This is a genomic window from Corallococcus sp. BB11-1, assembly GCF_026626625.1.
GTDB classification, from domain to species: domain Bacteria; phylum Myxococcota; class Myxococcia; order Myxococcales; family Myxococcaceae; genus Corallococcus; species Corallococcus soli.
Genome location: NZ_JAPNJY010000028.1, coordinates 680,838 through 700,747, shown reverse-complemented (window position 1 = coordinate 700,747; position 19,910 = coordinate 680,838). Strand labels below are relative to the sequence as shown.

The 19,910-nt window shown below is 73.0% G+C and carries 1 protein-coding gene; it reads right to left on the bottom strand.

The window, feature by feature from the left end; genetic code table 11:
- Positions 1-6: 6 nt before the first annotated feature.
- A complete protein-coding gene (locus tag OV207_RS24150; RefSeq protein WP_267557523.1) occupies positions 7-19,905 on the bottom strand; it encodes an SDR family NAD(P)-dependent oxidoreductase in 19,899 nt (6,632 codons plus the stop codon).
- Positions 19,906-19,910 lie beyond the last annotated feature (5 nt).

Genomic DNA, 19,910 nt, shown 5'->3' with positions numbered 1-19,910 from the left:
CGGTCTTCAGTGAGACGGAACCCAGACAGGCAGGTGGAAGAAGCCGGCCATGTTCCCCTCCACGGGGGCGGCGACCGGAGCGGAAGCTTGAGGGGCGGCGCGCAGCGAGCGGATGGACACCTCGCGCAGCCGGGCGCACACGACGCCCTGGGGGTTGATGAGGGCCACGTTGAAGGAGTCCGGGCCCGCGCGCTTGACGTAGGCGAACACCTGTTCGCCCAGCGGGAGCAGGACCTCCACCTCCTCCACCGAGAACGGCACGGTGGTGGTGCCCGGAGCCTTCGCGGGCATCAGCGCGGAGATGGCCTGGAGCGCGCCATCCGCCAGCGTGGGGTGCAGCGAGTAGCCGTCACCGGAGGCGCGGCTGCCCTCCGGCACGCGCACCCACGCCAGCGCTTCGTCCCCGGCGGCCCGCACCTCGCTCACCCCCCGGAAGAAGTCGCCGTACTCGATGCCGATGGACGCGTAGCCCGCGTAGAACGCCTCCGGCCCCTGCACGCGAGGCAGCCGGTCGCGCAGCGTGTCCAGGGCCACGCGAGGCGCCCCGTCACGCGGCGCCAGCAGCCGGTAGCGGCCCTTGGCGTGCACCACGCGCGCGTCGCCCTCGCCGGTGAAGATCTCGAAGGACGGGTCGCCCTTCTCGCGCTTGACGTGCACCCGGGCCCGCGACGTGCCGGACCCCACCGCGAGCGGCTGCAACCACACCAGCCCGCGCAGGCAGAACGACAGCCCCCCGAGCGCCTCCAGGCCCGCGGCCCAGGCCATCTCCGCCAGCGCCACGCCCGGCACCACCGTCCGGCCCGCGACGCGGTGGTGGGCCACCACGCGCTCCTCCGCGCGGAAGGTCTTCTGGAACACGAGCCCTGACTCCAGGCTGAGCGCCGCGTCCACCGCGTCCAGCAGCGGGTGCAGCACGGACGGCCCGGCGCCCAGCTCCGGCATGGGCGCGGGACGGAACCAGTGCCGCTCACGCGCGAACGGGTACGGCGGCAGGCTGACGCGGCGGGCGCCCCGGGCCTGCGGCAGCGCCGTCCAGGCCACGTCCGCGCCACGCACCCAGAGTTCGGCCAGCTTCGGCAGCCGGCCCTTCTCCACCCAGCGCTGCATCAGCGTGGCCGCGTCTTCGTCGTCCAGCGGCTGCGCGGAGGCATCCCCCCGCTTCGCGCTGCCCACGAAGACGTTCTCCTGCGCCGCGCCGCCGGCCGCGAAGGCCTCCAGCTTCTCCACCAGCGCGTCCGCGTCCTCCACGACGAGCGCCAGGCGGAAGTCGAGCGCGTCACGCCCCACCTGGAGCGAGTACGCCACGTCCGCCAGCGCCTCGCCGGAGGCCGGCCCCCGGAAGTGCCGGGCCATCCGCGCGGCGTAGGCGCGCAGGCGCTCGTCGCTCCGGGCGGACAGGACGATGAGGTGCGGGCCCGCGGCCAGGGGCGCGCGCGCGGCGTCCGCCACGTGCTCCTGGAGGACGACGTGGGCGTTGGAGCCGCCCGCGCCGAAGGAGCTGAGGCCCGCGATCCGCGGCTTCTCCACGCCCTGCGCGTCCTTGCGGCGATCCCACCGCGCGAACTCGTGCTGCACGTAGAAGGGCGAGTCGTCGAAGCGGATGTTGGGGTTGAGGTCCGAGGAGTGGATGGAGGGCACGAGCTGGCCGTGCTTCATCTGCAGCAGCACCTTGCTCAGGCCCACCATGCCGGCGGCCGACTCCAGGTGGCCCACGTTGGACTTCACGGAGCCGATGGGGATGGCCTGCTTCTCCTGGCCGAACTTGCGGTAGGCGCGGTTGAGCGCCGTCATCTCGATGGGGTCGCCCAGCGACGTGCCGGTGCCGTGCGCCTCCAGGTAGCCCAGCTCGCGCGGGTCGATGCCCGCCTTGCGCCACGCGTCCTCGATGAGCTCCGCCTGGGCGTGGGGGTTGGGGACGGAGAAGCCGTTCGTCTTGCCACCGTGGTTGATGGCCAGGCCCTTCACGATGCCGTGGATGTGGTCGCCGTCCGCCAGCGCCTTGCTGAGCGGCTTCACGAGCACCGCGCCCACGCCCTCGCCGGGCACGTACCCGTCACCGCCCTCGCCGAAGCTGCGGCAGCGGCCGTCGGACGAGGAGAACATGCCCTCGCTGAGCATGATGTACTTGTTCGGGTGGATGGAGACGTTGACGCCGCCGGCCAGGGCCGCGTCGCATTCACCGTCCCAGATGGCGTGGCATGCCAGGTGGAGCGCCGTCAGCGACGAGGAGCACATCGTGTCCAGCGCCAGGCTGGGGCCGCGCAGGTCGTAGTGGTACGAGACGCGGTTGGCGATGGAGGCGTAGGAGAAGCCCAGCGCCATCACGTTGCCCTTGAGCGACTCCTCCGCCGCGAAGAGCTGGTAGTGGCTGTACATCAGGCCCACGTACACGCCGACGCGGCCCCCCTTGAGGCCGGCCTTGGTGTAGCCCGCGTCCTGGAGCGCCTCCGTGGCGACCTCCAGGAACAGCCGCTCCTGCGGATCCATGAAGCGGGCCTCCGCCGGAGAGATGTTGAAGTAGAGCGAGTCAAAGGCATCCACGTCGCGGATGAACCCGCCCCACTTGCTGTACGCCTTGCCCTTGGTGTTCTTCTTCGGGTCGTAGAACTTCGAGTGGTCCCACCGCTCCGGCGGCACCTCGATGATGCAGTCGCGGCCGTGCTTGAGGTTCTCCCAGAGCTCGTCCATCGAACCGGCCTCCGGGTAGCGACCGCTGATGCCGACGATGGCGATGTCCTCGCGCACGCCGGGGCGGTGCGTGGCCTCCAGCGTCCTGGCGGCCACGGCCAGCGGGGCACGCACGGCGCCCGTCACCTCCGGCACGGCCACCGGGGCGGCCTTCTCCACCGCGTCCGTCAGCCCCATCTTGCGCAGGGTGTCCGCGTGGGAGGCGACGAAGTAGGCCGCCAGTTCCGCGAGGCTCTGGTACTCGAAGAAGAGCGTCTTCGACAGCTCCCCGAAGGCGGCCTCCAGCTCGCGGGTCAGCCCCATGATGAGCACGGAGTCGAGCCCGTACTTCTCCAGCGGTTCGTCCGCGCCGATGCGGGCCACGGGCGTCTTGCTCGTGCGGGCCAGCACCTCCTTCAGGTACTGGATGACGCGCTCGGAGCGCGGCGCGTCGCCGGTGGGCGCGGGGGCCGCGGGTGACGAGGACGCCTGCGGGGCCTTCTCCTCCTCGAAGGCGTGGAGGATGCGCTCGCGGTCGCCGTAGAAGATGCCCACCACGGGAGCGCCGACGCGCAGGGACTCCTCGAAGGCCGCGACGCCCACGTCGAAGGTGAGGGGCCGCATGCCGGCCTGCTTGAACATCCAGGCGCCGGTGTCCGCGTCCACCGCCATGCCGCCGTCCGCCCACAGCTGCCAGTTGAGGGACACGGTGAGGCCGTGGCGCGTGCCCTGCTGGCGCATCGCCTCGCGGGCTTCGGCGAAGGCGTTGAGGAACTCGTTGGCGTAGCCGTAGTCGGCCTGGCCCACGTTGCCCAGCAGCGCCGTGGCGGACGAGAACAGCGCGAAGAAATCCAGCTGCTCCGTCGCGAGGCACTCGTCCAGGTACGCCGTGCCCAGCACCTTGGGCGCCAGCACCGCGTCCACGTCCCCAACGCCCTTCTTGAGCAGGAAGCCGTCGCGGTTGAGCCCGGCCGCGTGCAGCACTCCGTGGATGGCGCCGAAGGCCGCGCGGGCCTCGGACACCCAGCGCTCCACGTCCTCGCGCGAGGACACGTCGGCGCGCACGTACTTCACCTGGGCGCCCGAAGCGCGCAGGGCCTCCAGCCGCGCGGAGGCCGCGGGCGTCAGCTCGGAGCGGCCGGCGAGCACCAGCTTCGCGCCGAGCGTGCGGCCCAGGTGCTCCGCGAAGCGCAGGCCCAGTCCGCCCGCGCCACCGCTCACCAGGTACACGCCCCCGCGACGCAGGGGCACGGCCTTCTCCGGCACGACCGCCGGCACGTAGGCCGGACGCCAGGCGTCCTTCGCCTGGAAGCGCGTCTCCGTCGTGCCGCCACCGGGTGCGTCCAGCGCGCCCAGCAGCTGCGCGACCTCGCGCGTCCAGGTGTCACGGCCCCCGGCCACGTCGTCCCAGGACACCGAGCGCAGCACGAGGCGCGGGTTCTCCAGGCGCAGCGTGCGGGCGAAGCCGCCGATCGCCGCCGACAGCGGCTGGGTGCGCGCCGCGCTCCCATGGAACGCGTGCACCACCGTCACCTGCTCCGGCGGCCGGGCCTCCAGCAGCGCCTTCGACAGGTGGAACAGCGGGTGGAGCACCGCGCCGGCCTTCAGGCCACGCGACGGCTCGCCCACGTTCCAGGCGCCGTCCGCCCACAGGTGGAAGACGGTCTGCGGCAGTCCCCCGCCCTGCTTCAGCGCGTCGATGAGCTGGCGGAAGTGCTCCGGCTCCTGTGGGGACAGCTCGAAGCCGGACGGCCCCTTGCGGAAGGTGTCCCCGGCCCGGACCCACGTCAGCCGCTCCGGGCCCACCCCACGGGCCTGGAGCGCGGCCACCAGCGCCTCCTCCAGGGGGCCTCCGGTGCCCAGCACCAGCACGCGGTCCAGGGCGCGCGGCGCGGGAGGAGCGGCGTCCTCGTGACGGCGCCACTCGCGCACCATCAGGACGCGCGAGGAGGTGTCCGCCTCCACGCTGGCGGTGGGCGCCTTGAGGACGCGGACCGACAGGTTGTCGAAGCGCACGCGCACGTTGCCCTCGCGGTCCAGCAGCAGGACCTCGAAGCGACGGCTGGCGCGGTCCTCGTCCAGCAGGCGCGCGTAGGCGTGGCCTTCGGGGTCCAGCTCGCCGTGGACGGTCAGCGTCTCCACCGCGAACGGCAGGTACATGCGCGTGCTGTCGCCCGGGAAGCTGATGACGGTCTGCAGCGCCGCGTCCATCAGCGACGGGTGCAGCACCATCCCCCCGGCGTCGCGGGCCTCGTCGGGCAGGCGCAGCACCGCGAGCGCTTCCCGGTCCGCCGAATAGAGCGTCTGGATGGTCTGCAACGACGGGCCGTAGCGCATGCCCCGGCTCTCGAAGAGGGCGTAGGTGTCCGACCGCGGCAGCACCGCCTGGCAGCGCTCGCGCACCGCGCGCAGGTCCACGCGCGCGGGGGCCTCACCGATGGCCGCGTCCAGGACGATGGTGCCCTGGGCGTGGATGACGGGCGAGCCATCGTCGGCCTTCGTGCGGACCTCGTAGGCGAGGCCGCCGTCCACCGGGCGCACTTCCGTGCGGACCTCGATGGGCTGGGGCGAGGCCACCAGCGGCTGGACCCAGAGGATGTTGCGCAGGCGGCGCACCGGCCTGCCCGAAGCGCTGGCACCCGCCGCGCGCCCCAGCTCCAGCGAGGCCACGCCCGGGAGGATGGCGCGCCCCCCGACGACGTGGTCGCGCAGGTAGAACTCCTGGCCCGTCAGGCGCGACGGGAAGGCACTCTCGCCGGAGGCCGCGGGCGCGGTGGAGGCCACCACCGCGCGGGGCTCGCGCGGGCTGATCCAGTACCGCTCGCGAGCGAACGGGTGGCCCGGCAACGCCAGACGGCGGCGCGGCCCGGGAGCCCGCCCGAGCGACCAGTCGACCTCCGTGCCCACGACCCACAGCCCGGCGAGCTCCGTCCAGCGGCCCTCGCGCGCGCACTGCCGGGCGCGCTCCACCTGTCGCTCCTGCTCCGCCGCGCCGTCGCGCGACTTGCGCACGCGCCCGCGCAGCACGTTCTCCGCGCCGCGTCCGTCCAGGAACGCGCGCCAGCCGGCCAGCAGGCCCGCGACGTCCGAGCACACCACCGCCAGCCGCTCCTCGAAGGGCTCACGCCCCTCCTGGAGGGTGAAGGCCAGGTCGTCCAGCGACGTGCCCTCCTGCCCCGCCGGAGGCGTACGGAGGCTGGAGAGCCGCGCGGCGATGGCCGCCACGCTGCCCGCGTCCTCGACGGCCTCCAGGTCCAGCTCCACGCCGAAGCGGGTCGTCAGCGCCTCCGCGAGCACGGACAGCCGCACGCGATCAAAGCCGTAGTCCGCCAGGTCGACGGCGGGATCCACGTCCGAGGGGGACACGTCCTGCATCCGGGCGACGACGTCCACCACGCCCTGCCGCAGCACCTCCTCCGCGTGGGGATCGCGAGGCGCCTCCTGCGCGGGCCGCGACAGCAGCTCCACCATCTGGCGCACCGACGCCGTGAGGGCCTCGGGCGTCTTGGCGGACAGGGGCACCAGCCGGGAGCCCGCGACGGCGGCCGGGGCGGCGGCGCGAGTCGCCGGGACGTACTCCTCCAGCACGACGTGCGCGTTGACGCCACCGAAGCCGAACGAGCTGATGCCCGCGCGGCGGGGCAGCGACTGCCCGTCCGTGCCGGACATCCGCCGCCACGGCTGGGTGCGGTCCACGATGAAGAACGGGCTGTCGTCCAGGTCGATGAGGGGGTTGAGCTGCTCGAAGTTCCGGTGCGCCGGCAGCAGGCCCCGGTTCATGCCCATCACGACCTTGAAGATGCCGGCGATGCCCGCCGCCGTCTCCAGGTGGCCGATGTTCGTCTTCACCGAGCCCAGGCCGCAGTAGTGGCGAGGCGCGGCGGTGCGGCCCTGGCGGCGGTGCAGCTCCGTGAAGGCGCGCTTGAGGGCGTTGACCTCCACGGGGTCACCCAGCGCGGTGCCGGTGCCGTGCGCTTCGATGTAGCCCACCGACGCCGGATCCACGTCCGCCGCCGTGTACGCCGCCATCAGCAGGTCCGCCTGGGCCTGCGTGTTGGGCGCGGTCAGCGACGCGGCCCGGCCGCCGTGGTTGATGGCGGTGCCCCGGATGACGGCGAGGATGTGGTCGCCATCCTTCTCCGCGCGGCTCAGGGACTTGAGCACGACGGCGCCCACGCCCTCGCCGCGCACGTAGCCGTTGGCGCGCTTGTCGAAGGACTTGCACTGGCCATCCGGGCTCAACATGCCCGCCTTGGAGAAGGCGATGAAGAGGCGCGGGTTGAGCAGCAGGTTCACGCCGCCCGCGATGACGGTGTCGCAGCGGCCCGCCTGCAACAGCTCCACGCCCCGGTGGATGGCCACCAGCGAGGACGAGCACGCGGTGTCCACGGGCTCGCTCGGCCCGTTGAAGTTGAGGAGGTACGAGATGCGGTTGGCCAGGATGGAGTGCGCGAGGCCCGTGGCCGTGTACGCCTCCACGTCCAGGTCGAAGTCGCGCTGGAGCTCCTGGTAGTCGTTGGCCGCCACGCCCACCAGCAGGCCGGTGCGTCCGCGCGACAGCTCCGACGGCCGGTAGCCCGCGTTCTCGATGGCCCGCCACACGGTGGACAGGAACAGCCGCTGCTGCGGATCCATCAGCTCCGCTTCGCGCGCGGAGATGCCGAAGAACATCGCGTCGAAGTCGCCCGCGTCCGGAACGAAGCCGCCCCAGCGCACCGTCGTCTTGCCGGGCTCCTTCGCCGGGTCGCCGTAGAACTTGCGCCAGTCCCAGCGGTCGGAGGGAATCTCCGTGATGAGGTTGCGGCCCGCCTCCAGGCCCTCCCAGAAGGAGTCCAGGTCCGGCGACTGGGGCATCGCGCCCGCCATGCCGATGATGGCCACCGGCTCCGGCCTCGCCGGGACGGACGCACGCACCTCGCGCGCCTCCAGCGACGACGTGGAGGGAGGCGCCAGGACGGCGCCCTGCGAAGAAGCCGCCGCGCCCGGCCGGGCGAGCGTCGCCAGGGTGCCGGCGAAGCGCTCCATCAGGTAGCGGTGCAGCGCGCCCAGCGACGGGCGGCCCATGTCGAAGAAGACGTCCGGCTTCACCTCAAGCCCGCTGCGCTTCGTCAGCGCCTTGCAGAACTCGATCATCGTGATGGACTCGAAGCCCAGCTCGCGCAGGTCCTCGTCGAAGTCCAGGTCCTGCTCCGGCACCTTCGTCACCAGCCGCGCGGCGGCCAGCAGGTCCGCGCGGAGGCGGTCGGACACGGCGGCGCGGTCCACCACCTCCGCGGACACGGCAGCGGCCGCGACCGGCGCCGTCCCCGCGACGGGGGCCTCCGGCGACGGCGCGGCGGTGCGCTGCTCGAACCAGTGCTGGGACGACTCGAAGGGATAGCTCGGCAGCGGCACGCGGCGCGGCTTCCAGCCGGGGACGCGGGTGCGCCACTCGGCGGCCCAGTCCACCTCGCGGCCCGCCACCCAGTTGCGGGCGAGCGCGGTGAGCGCGTCCTCGCCCGTCACGAAGTGCGTGCCCTCGGCGGCGGCGGCGTCCGGGCCTCCCCGGAAGGCGTGCGACGGGAGCGGCTCACCCCGGGCGAAGGCGCGCAGCGCGGCCTCCAGCGCGTCGGCGGTGGAGACGACCACGGCCAGGCGCTCCTTCAGCGCGGAGCGGCCCACCTGCGACGTGTAGAGCAGGTTCGCGAACGCGCCCTCGTGGGACAGCGTGGCGCGCTCGTGGCGCAGGTGTTCGGCGAAGCGTCCGGCGTAGGCCTGGAGCTGCGCGGGCGTGCGGGCCGACAGCGTGAAGACCTGGGGACCGGGCTGGCCCGGCCGTGTTTCGGGAAGGGAGGGCATGGCCTCCTCCAGGACGACGTGTGCGTTGGTGCCGCCGTAGCCGAACGAGCTGATGCCGGCGCGACGGGGAAGGACGGTGCCGGCCGCGTCGCGCGGCGCGACCCACGGCTGGGTCTGCCGCAGCAGGTAGAGGGGCGTGCCCTCCAGGCGCAGCAGGGGGTTGGGCTGACGCAGCTCCGGGTTGCCGGGCAGCGTCTGGTGGGTCATGGACAGCACGACCTTCAATACGCCGGCAATGCCCGCGGCCGGTTCCAGGTGGCCGATGTTCGTCTTCACCGACCCCAGGGCGCAGAAGTGCGTCTCACTGAGCGCGCGTCCCCGGCGGGTCGCCAGGGTCTGGAAGGCCTCCAGGATGCCCTGCACCTCCACGGGGTCGCCCAGCGCGGTGCCGGTGCCGTGGGCCTCCAGGTACGTCAGCGTCTCCGGCTCGATGCCCGCGCGCTCGTAGGCGTCCACCAGCAGCTCCGCCTGGGCGCGCGAGTTGGGCGCGGTGAGGGACGCGGCCTTGCCGCCGTGGTTGACGGCGGTGGCGCGGATGACGGCGTGGATGTGGTCGCCGTCCTCCAGCGCCTTGCTGAGCGGCTTGAGCAGCACGGTGCCCACGCCCTCGCCGCGCACGTAGCCGTTGGCCTCCGCGTCGAAGGTCTTGCAGCGGCCCTCCGACGACAGCACGCCCAGCTTGCTCGTGCCCACGAAGGTGAACGGATCCATCATCAACGACACGCCGCCCGCCAGCGCCATCGTGCACTCACCGGAGCGCAGCGACTGCACCGCCCGGTGGATGGCCACGAGCGAGCTGGAGCAGGCCGTGTCCATGGCCTCGCTCGGCCCGCGCAGGTTGAGCAGGTACGAGACGCGGTTGACGAGCAGCGCGTGCGAATTGCCCGTGCTGATGTGGGCGCTGCTGCGGCCGCGCGCCGTCATCAGCTGCTCGTAGTCCTTGAACTGCACGCCCGCGAAGACGCCGACCTTCTTGCCGGACAGCTCCTGCACCGCGTAGCCGGCGTTCTCCAGGGTGCTCCAGCACGTCTGGAGGAAGAGCCGGTGCTGCGGGTCCATCTCCTCCGCCTCCAGCGGGGAGAGGCGGAAGAAGCGCGCGTCGAAGCGATCCAACCCGTCGATGAAGCCGCCCCACTTCGTGTTGGAGCGGCGCTCCTCGGGGACGTTCGCGCCGTAGTGCGTGCGCCAGTCCCAGCGCGACGCGGGGATCTCCGTGATGGCGCTGCGCGACTCCTGGAGCAGGTGCCAGAACGACTCCAGGTCCGGGCCGCCCGGGAAGATGCCACCCATGCCGATGATGGCGATGGGCTCGTCGTGCGACACGGCCCGCGACGCGCGCTCCGCGACGGGGGCCACGCGCGCCACGTCACCGCCCGTGGCGGCGGCCGGGGCGGTGGAGGACAGCTGCGCCCGCAGCGCCGGGCCGTGCGCCTCGTCCAGGTGGCGCCGCAGGTCGCGCAGGGTGCTGTGCGCGAAGAAGACGGTGGGCGTCACGGTGATGGAGAAGCGGCGGCTCAAGAGCTGGGCGAAGCGCGTGAGCCCCACCGAGTCGAACCCGAACGCGCCCAGGTTCTCCTCGGGGTCCAGGCGCGCGACCGGAATCTTCAGCAGGCCGGACACCAGTTGCTTGAGCTCGGCCTCCAGCGCGTCCTCACCGGGCGCGGCGATGGCCGCGGGCGCCGGAGCACGAGCGGGCTCCGTGGCCTTGGGCTTCTTGGAGGCGGTGGACTGGCGCGGGAGGACCACGGCCTGCGACTGGCCGGAGGCGAGGATCTCCTCCAGGCACGCCAGCCCCTCGGCGGACTCCAGGTAGCGCATCCCGGAGGTCTCCAGGTACAGCCGCTCCGCGCCCGCGTTGAGGTGCATGGCGCCTTCGCGCCACAGCGGCCAGTCGATGGTGACCGTGCGACCGGCGCGCTCGCTCCGGGCGCGCAGCCCCTCGCGCACGAGCATGAACTCGTCCAGGAACCGGTTGCCGACCGCGTAGTCCCCGTCCCCGAAGTCGCCGAGCAGCGCGGACGTCGAGGAGAAGAGCACCAGCAGATCCAACGGAACGGAGCGCGTGGCGGAGTCCAGCGCCAGCGTGCCGCGCACCTTGGCGCGCAGCGCTTCGCGCCACTGGACCAGGGACTTCTCGCGCAGGGGCTTGCCATCCACCAGCCCCGCGCAGTGGAAGACGCCGTGCAGCGCGCCGAAGCACTCGCGCACCTGGGCCACCGCGTTCGTGAGCGCGGCCTCGTCCCCCGCGTCGCACGCCAGGTACATCGGATCCGCGCCCGCGGCCCGCAGCGCGTCCATGCGGGCCTGTCGCGGGGCGTCCAGCTCGGAGCGGCCCAGCAGACACAGCTTCGCCTGATAGCGCTGGGCCAGGTGGGTGGCCAGGACGTAGCCCAGCGCGCCCAGCCCGCCCGTGACCAGGTACACCCCGCCCTTGCGCAGGGGCGTTGGGAGGGTGGCGCCCGCACGCCAGGAGGCCAGCCGGCGCTCGTAGCGCACGTCGTCGCGATAGAGCGTCTCCGCCAGGCCCGACGGCGCATGGCGCAGCTCCGCGAGCAGCTGGCTCGCCGCGCGGCCCGCGTCGCTTCCCGTCACGCGCACGGCGCGCACCGGCGTCTCCGGCCAGGCCATCCGCAGCGCGGGGTGGAGCGCGGAGGCGGAGGCGGCCAGGGCGCCCGTCCACCCCGCCCCTTCGCGCACGAGCAGCGTGAAGCCCACGAGCCCCGCCTTGTCGGCGGAGCCGATGGCGGAGGCCAGCGAGGCCGCGGGCAGCACCGTCAGCGCCAACCGCGCGGTGTCGTCCGTCGCGGTCAGCGAGTCCACGGCCTGCGCGTCGTCCGCCGTCTCCCACGCCCAGCCGTTGACGATGGACACCGACGCGAGCCCGCGGGCCTTCAGCGCCGCGAGCACCCGCGAGAAGTGCTCCGGGTGCTCCGGATCGATGACGTAGTCATCGGCGGTGACCTCGCGGAACTCCACGCCCGGGGACGCGAACACGAACGTCGTCCCGGAGGACGCGGGCCGCGCGGCCATGAAGGCGTCGCGCAGCGCCTGCGTGGCCGCGAGCACCAGCAGCGCCGCCGGCGCCACGGACTCCACGGCGGCCGGAGCGGAGACGCGGGCCCATTCGAGGCGCGACAGGAGCCGCGCCGTGGTGGACGCCGCATCCTCCGCCGGCGCCTCCACCTCCGCCGGGACCCAGTAGCGCTCGCGCGCGAAGGGATAGACGGGCAACGACAGCCGGCGCGGCATCCGCTGTCCACGGCCCAGGAGCCAGTCCACCTCCGCGCCGCTCACCCACGCGCCCGCGAGCTTCTCCCACTCGCGCTGCTCCACCAGCATGCGCAGGAAGGCCGCGCCGGTGGCCCCGCCCAGCAGGCCGCCCAGGTCGCGCTTCTCGCGGTTGCCCCGCCCGACCAGCACCTCGCCCGCGGCGGCTTCGCCCTTCACCCAGCGCGACAGCCGCGCGCGCAGCTCGCCCAGGTCCTTGCAGACGACCGCCAGCCGCTCGTCCAGCGCCTCGCGCCCCGTTTGCAGCGCGTGCGCCACCTGCTCCATCAGGACCGGCGTGGAAGGGCCCTGGCGGTCCAGGAACGCCACCCACGTCCGCATCAGCTCGCGCAGCCGCTCCCCGTCGCGCGCGCTGAAGAGGAACACCGGCGGCACGTCACCGCACGCGGTCTCCTCCGCGGACAGGTGCTCCTCGATGAGCGCGTGGGCGTTGGAGCCTCCCGCGCCGAACGAGCTGAGCGACGCGAGCCGGGGCGTCCCCTTGGAAGCCCAGGGCTGGAGCGTCTGGGGCACGAAGAACGGCGTGCGCTCGAAGCGGATGTTCGGGTTCAGCGTCGCCGAGTGCAGCGACGGCGCCAGCTGCCCGTGCTTCATCTGCAACAGCACCTTGGCCAGGCCGGCGATGCCCGCCGCCGCCTCCAGGTGCCCCACGTTGGACTTCACCGAGCCGATGGCGCAGGTGGGCGCGGCCTCCACCTCCGGCGCCTCGAAGGCCTTGCACAGGCCGGTGATTTCAATGGGGTCGCCCAGCGACGTGCCGGTGCCGTGCGCCTCCACGTAGCTGATGGCGGCGGGCTCCACCCCGGCGCGCTCCAGCGTCTGGCGGATCAACGCCGCCTGGGCGTTGGGGCTGGGCACGGTGTAGCCGTTGGCCCGGCCGCCGTGGTTGACGGACACGCCGCGCAGCACGCCGTGGATGTGGTCCCCGTCGGCGAGCGCGCGCGACAGCGGCTTGAGCAGCACCGCTCCCACGCCCTCGCCGGGCACATAGCCGTCGCCGTCCGCGCCGAAGCTGTGGCAGCGCCCGTCGCTCGCCAGGAAGTTGCCGTGCGCGAGCTGGAGGTACTTGTTGGGGTGCACCGACAGGTTGACGCCGCCCGCGAGCGCCACCGTGGCGTGGCCCCGGTGCAGGCTCTCGCAGGCGAGGAACAGCGCCGTCAGCGAGGACGAGCACATGGTGTCCACCACCAGGCTCGGCCCATGGAAGTCCATGAAGAACGAGACGCGGTTGGCCACCGCCGCCGGGGGCGCGCCCTGGCGGAACCGGTTCGGCGCGTCCACGTTCCAGAGCGGGTACTCCGAATACATGACGCCCGCGAACACGCCCACGCGTTCGTTGCGCAGGCCCGCGCGCGTGTAGCCCGCGTCCTCCAGCGTGTGCCACGCGGCCTGGAGGAACAGGCGCTCGTTCGGGTCCATCAGCTCCGCTTCGCGCGGAGAGATGTTGAAGAAGAGCGGGTCGAAGCAGTCCACGCCGTCGAGGAAGCCGCCCCACTTGCCGTAGCTGCGGCCCACCGTGTCGCGGGCGGGCGCGTAGAAGCCGTCCAGGTCCCAGCGATCCGCCGGGACCTCCGTGACGCAGTCGAGGCCCGCCTTCAGCACGTCCCAGAAGGCGTCGATGCCGTCGGCCTTCGGGAAGCGGCCCGCGAGGCCGATGATGGCGATGGGCTCATCCCCGTCCGGGGACGCCGGAGCGCGCTCCACCGCGACGCGCGGGGACACCACGGTCGTGGGCATGGGGCGGGAGACCCCGGGGCTGGCGGAGGCGGCCGCGGGGGCTTCGTCGCGGAAGAGCGCGCCCAGCGCCTCACGGTGGCGGGTGAGAAAGTAGCCGGCCAGCTCGTGCAGCGTCTCGTACTCGTAGAAGAGCGTCTTGGACAGCGCGCCGAAGTGCCGCTCCAGCAGACCGTTGAGCGCCAACACCATGATGGAGGTGATGCCGTAGCGCTCCAGCGGCACTGCGCCGTCAATGGCCTCCGCGGAGATGCCCGCCTCCTGGGCCAGCGCCTCGCGCAGGTAGCGCTCCGTGCGCTCCCGCAGCCACGCGTCCGACACGCCGGAGGAGGCGACGGGCGTCGCGGCGGCTGGCGCAGGCACAGGGCGCGGGTGCAGGGCCTCCTGGAAGCGCCCCAGGTCGCCCTTCGCGACGGTGATGGCGCAGGGGCCGGACACCAGCGCCTGCGACAGGACCTGGAACGCGGAGACGGTGTCCAGCGGCACCAGCCCCGTCGCCTCGCGGATCGCCGCCAGCGCTTCGGCGCCGGGCTGCATGCCTCCGTCCGCCCAGAGCGGCCAGGCCACCGCGAGCGTCCGACCCTGACGGCGACCGGCGGCCACCTCGCGGGCGCGGGCCTCCGCGAAGTCGTCCTGGAAGCCGTTGGCGAACGCGTAGTCCGCCTGGCCCACGTTGCCCAGCCGGCCCGTGACGGACGAATACAGCAGGAAGAACTGGAGGTCCTGGTCGGCCGTGAGCACGTCGAGCAGCACCGTGCCGTCCACCTTCGGCCCCAGCACCGGCTCCGCGGACTCGCGCGTCTTGTGCAGCAGGAACGCGTCGCGCAGCACCCCGGCGCTGTGCACCACGCCATCCAGGCGACCGTGCCGCGCCTTCAGCTCCTCGATGAGCCGGCGCGCGTCATCCGCCACGCTCACGTCCGCGCGCACGTACTCCACCCGAGCGCCCTTCGCCTCCAGCGCGGTGAACGCCTCACGCTGGATGGCGGAGGCATCGGAGCGGCCGGAGAGCACCAGCGTCCCAGCCCCGTGCTCCGCCAGGAAGCCCGCCGTCAGGAGGCCCAGGCCCCCGGCGCCGCCGGTCACCAGGTACACGCCCCCCTTGCGCGCACGGAACGCCTCCAACTCCGCCGGAGGCGTCACCGCCGAGGAGCCGCGCGTCAGCCGCTGGTCGCCCCGGAGGAGGACCTCCGTGTCGCCCTCTTCCGCCAGCTCGGCGCGGAGCGTCGCGGCCCACGTCGAGGACGCACGAGCGGCGGCATCTGCGGCCAGCACCTTCACGCGAACGTCCGGGCGCTCCAGCGTCCAGGTGCGCGCGAACGCCGCGAGGCCGGAGAACGGAGGCGCCACGCCCTCCGCGCCGTCCAGCACCGGCAGCACCACCAGGACGCGGAGCGCGGCGGCCGAAGGGAGCTCCCGCAGGGCCCGCGCCAGCGCGAACAGCACGTCGAAGCCGTGACGCGCCCAGGCCCGGGTTTCGGACTCCGCGTCCTCCGCCCGCAGCGCGAGGACCACGGCGCTCGGGCTCCGGCCCTCCGTCCGCCACTGCTTCAGCAGGAGCGCCAGGTCCTCCGCATCGGAAGCCTGGAGGACCCGCCCGTCCAGTTGGGGCAGCGCCTGGCCCGCGCGCAGGAAGAGGACGTCCTTGCGCCCCTTCGCCAGCGCATCCAGCGTGCCCTCCCCGGCCTCCACCAGCACCGTGTCCGCCGGAAGCGACGCGCTGTCGCCGCCGACAGGGGACGCGGCCCGCCACTCCGCCCGGTACACGCCGAGCGCGGCGGACGTCTCACGGCGCCAGGCCTTCAGCGTCACGCCGGACAGCGTGGCCACCACCGTGCCGTCCTCGCGGGCGAGCACCAGGTCATGGCGGTGCACCCCCGCCGCGCGGCGGACGGCTTCGTCGCGCGAGGGCGTCAGGTACACGAAGCAGCGCGTGCCCAGCGGCGCGAGGACGCGCAGCCGATCCAACGACACCGGCACCAGCGTCTCCGCGTAGGTGTCGAAGAAGCCCTGGAGGGCCTGGAGCGCGCCGTCCAGCAGCGCCGGCTGGAGGCCGAACGCCGTGGCGCTCCCGGCGACCTCCGGGGTCAGCTCCAGCAGGGCCAGCACCGCGTCGCCGTCACGCCACAGCCCGTTCACGACCTGGAACGTCGGCCCGTAAGCGAGCTGCTTCTCGGTGAAGCGGGCGTAGAGCGCGGTGGGCGTCAGCGAAGGCCGGGCCCTGGCCCGCACCGCCGCCAGCTCCAGCACGGAGGACTCGGGCTCCGTCGAGGACACCTCCAGCCGGCCGCGCGCATGCAGCAGCCGCTCACCGTCATCCGCCACGGTGAGGATCTCGAAGCGGATGCTGCCCGGCGCGGCTCCAGGCACCAGGCGAACGTGCAGCTCGCGGCCCGACTCCGGGACGACGACCGGCTGAAGGAACGACACGTCCGTCAGGGCGCGCACCTCGCCCTCGCCCGACAGCGAGCCCGCGGCCCGCGCCATCTCCAGCATGGCCGCGGCGGGGAGCACTCGCTCTCCGTCGATGCGGTGATCGCGCAGGAACCACGCGTCCTGGGACAGGCGCGTGGAGAAGCGCTGCTCACCCAGCCGCGAGCTGAAGCGCTCCAGCAGCGGATGCAGCGCCGTCCGGGGCGCGGGCACCGGCGCCTGGGTCTCCGGCGCGCGGCGCACCCAGAACGACTGACGGTCGAACACGTACGTCGGCAGCGACACGCGCTGGGGGCGCGCCGCGCCGTACAGCGAAGCCCACGCCACCCGCGAGCCCGCCGCCCACTGCCGCGCCAGCGCCGACAGCCCCTCGACGTCGGTGGGCAGGGCGTCGAGCGACACCTCCCCCTGCCCCGCCGGAACCGGAGCCCGGCCTCGCCACGTCCGTGCTCCCGGCGCGGTGCCTTCCACCACCGCCGTGAGCTCGCGCAGCAGCTCGGCCACATCCTCCACGACGACGGCCAGCCGCTCCTCCAGTGCCTCACGGCCCGCCTGGAGCGTGTACGCCAGCTCCCGCAGGCCGGGCTTCACCCCTCCGGCCCCCAGGAAGTCGCGCAGCGCCCGCGCGGAGCCCTTCAACTGGGCCACCGAGCGCGCGCTCAGCACCACCAGCACCGGACCCGACGTGGCCTCCGGAGGAGCGCGCCTCGGCGCCTCCTCGACGAGCAGGTGCGCGTTGGCGCCACCCGCGCCGAACGAGCTCAGGCCCGCGCGACGGGGCAGCTCGCGCGCGACCCCGTCCACCACCACGGTGGGCCGCTTCCAGACGCCCAGCTCGCGCTGGAGGGCGAACGGCGTGGCCGCGAAGTCAATGTGCGGATTGGGTTCGGCCGCGTGCAGGGACGGCGCGAGCTGTCCGTGCTGGAGCTGGAGCACCAGCTTGGTGAGGCCCGCGATGCCCGCCGCCGCCTCCAGGTGGCCGATGTTCGACTTCACCGAACCGATGGCGCAGAACTGCTTGCGCTCCGTGGCCCGCTCGAAGACGAAGCCCAGGCCCCGGATTTCAATGGGGTCGCCCAGCGACGTGCCGGTGCCATGCGCCTCGATGTAGGAGACGCTCTCCGGCGACACGCCCGCCTTCTCGAAGGCGCGGGCGACGACGTTGCCCTGAGCCTGGGGGCTGGGCACCGTGAAGCCGCGCGTCCTGCCGCCGTGGTTGATGGCGGTGGCACGGATGACGGCATGGATCGGGTCGCCGTCGCGCAGCGCCGTGTCCAGGCGCTTGAGCACGACCGCGCCCACGCCCTCGCCAGGCACGTAGCCGTCCCCACCCGCGCCGAAGCTGCGGCAGCGGCCGTCGCTGGAGGCGAACTGATCATCCGCCATCTTCAGGTACTTGGCCGGGTGCAGCGACAGGTTCACGCCGCCCGCGAGGGCAAGCTCGCACTCGCCGGCCCGCAGGCTGTCGCACGCCAGATGGATGGCGGTGAGCGAAGAGGAGCACGCGGTGTCCACGGCCATGCTGGGACCGTGCAGGTTGAAGAAGTAGGAGACGCGGTTGGCGATGGACCAGTAGTGCGCCTTGGGTGAGCGCCCCGGCTGTCCGCGCGCCATGTCCTCCGCGCCCAGCAGCTGGTACTCGCCCCACATCACGCCCACGAACACGCCCACCGGGTTGCGCGCGTCCCGGCCGCCGACGAACGCCGAGCGCGGATAGCCCGCGTCCTCCAGCGCCGTCCACGCGGTCTCCAGGAACAGGCGCTCCTGCGGATCCATCACCTCCGCTTCGCGCGGCGACACCTCGAACAGGGCCGCGTCGAACTGATCCACGCCGTCCAGGAAGCCGCCCCACTTCGCGTACGTCTTGCCCGTGGCGCCCCGCTGGGCGTCGTAGTAGCGCGTGTGGTCCCACCGCTCCTGGGGGATCTCCACGACGCAGTCGCGGCCCTCCGCCAGCAGCTTCCAGAACGCCTCCAGCGTCGCGGCCTGGGGGTAGCGCCCGGAGATGCCCACGATGGCGATGGCGTCGGAGGGCACGTCCTCCGCTTTCGGGGCCTGCGCCAGGGGAGCCCCGGTGGCCACCATGGACGGGGCCGTCACGGGCGCGGCAGGGGCCGGCGTCGGGGCAGCGGGCGCCTCGTTAGCGCCCAGCTCCGCGACCAGCGCGGCGAACCGCTCCGGGTGCGTCTTGCGCAGGTAGTCCAGCAGGTCCGCGAAGTTGTCGTGTTCGAAGAAGAGCGTCTTGGGCAGCGGGCCGAAGTGCTCCTCCAGCATCGCGTTCAGCTCGACGATGGTGATCGAGTCAATGCCGAAGCTCTGGAACGACGTGCGCTCGCGGTCGGTGGCGGCGAGCCCCTGGCGCAGGATGCCGAACATCAGCGTGCGCAGCTCGTCCACCACGCTCGCCTGGGAGAGCATCTCCTTGCGGAGGATCTTCCCGGTGGGGCTCTTGGGGATGCGGTCGCGCAGCTCGATGATCTTCGGGACCTTGAAGTCGGACAGGTGCTCCAGGCACCAGGCCGAAAGCACGGCCTTGTCGCAGGGCCCGCGGGTGACGACGACGGCCTTGATGATCTCATTGCCGGACGGCACCGGCACGCCCAGCACCACCGCCTCGCTCACCAGCGGGTGCTGGGTGAGCACGGCCTCCACCTCGAACGGGTCCACCTTCTTGCCCCCCGTGTCGATGAGCAGCTTCTTGCGGCCGGTGATGGTGAGGCGCCCGTCGCGGTTCATCACGCCCAGGTCGCCCGAGCGGAAGAAGCCATCGCGGAAGGCCTCCGCCGTCAGCTCCGGCAGGTCCGCGTAGCCGGCTGTCAGGCCTTCACCGCGGATCATCACCTCGCCCACGGTGCCGACGGGGACCGGCTTGTCCTCGTCGTCCACCAGCCGCAGCTCGATGCCCGGCAGCGGCCGGCCCACGGAAGGGGGCTCGAACTTGCGCCCCTTCGCCATGTTGATGGCGACGGCGCCGCCCTCGGAGCAGCCGTAGATCTGCCGGATGGGCAGGCTGAACTTCGCGAGGAACGCCTCGTACACGGAGGGCGCCAGGAAGTTGCCCGACGAGAAGCACAGCCGCACCGACGCGAGCGCCTTGCCGTCCAGCTCCGGGTCCTCCGCCATCGCGCGCAGCACGTAGGGGATGCTGGGGAACAGGGTGATGCGCTCGGCGCGGATGAGCTCCACCATCCGGTGCAGCTTCTGGAGGAAGAGCACGTCCCCTTCGCCCGTGCGCGACGACACCGGCTCCAGGATGATGAGCGGCGCGCCCACGCACAGGCTGGGCAGGATGCAACTGCCGATGCCGTGCGAGTGGTACAGCGGAATGGAGCACAGCACGCGGTCCTTGGCGGACACGTTCGTGAGCGCCTGGAACCCATCCAGCTCGAAGAGGTAGTTGCGCTGGGTGCGCAGCACGCGCTTGGGCTTGCCGGTGGAGCCCGACGAGAACAGGCACACGAGCGGCCCGTCGTGCTCCACGCGCGGCCCTGACGCCTTCGCGGCGTCCTCGGCCCCTTCGCGCAGCAGGGTCTCGTAGCGCGGGGCGGCGTGGCCCTCCACGCCCAGGGTGATGAGCCCCGGCCGGTGGGCCAGCTGCGCGCAGGTGCGCTCGCACAGCGCCAGGTGCTCCCCGTCGGTCAGCACCTGGCTGGCGCCGCTCACGCGCAGGAAGAAGATGAGCTCGCTCTCCTTCGACGCGGGATTGAGCGGCACCAACGTCGCGCCCCGCAGGGCCACGGCGAAGAAGAGCGTGATGAATTCGGGGCGGTTGTCCACGAGCGCGGCCACCGACGTGCCGGGCCCCACACCCAGCTTCGCCAGCGACGCGCCCAGCGCGGTGATGTCCGCCCACAGGCTCGCGAAGGTGATCTGCTGCTCACCGAAGACAATCGCCGTGCGCCCGGGCACACGGCGGACCTGAGACTCCAGTCTCTGAACCAACATGGTGA

Coding starts and splice junctions, on each gene's coding strand:
- OV207_RS24150 (WP_267557523.1), bottom strand. CDS start 19,905: ATGTTGGTTCAGAGACTGGAGTCTCAGGTCCGCCGTGTGCCCGGGCGC.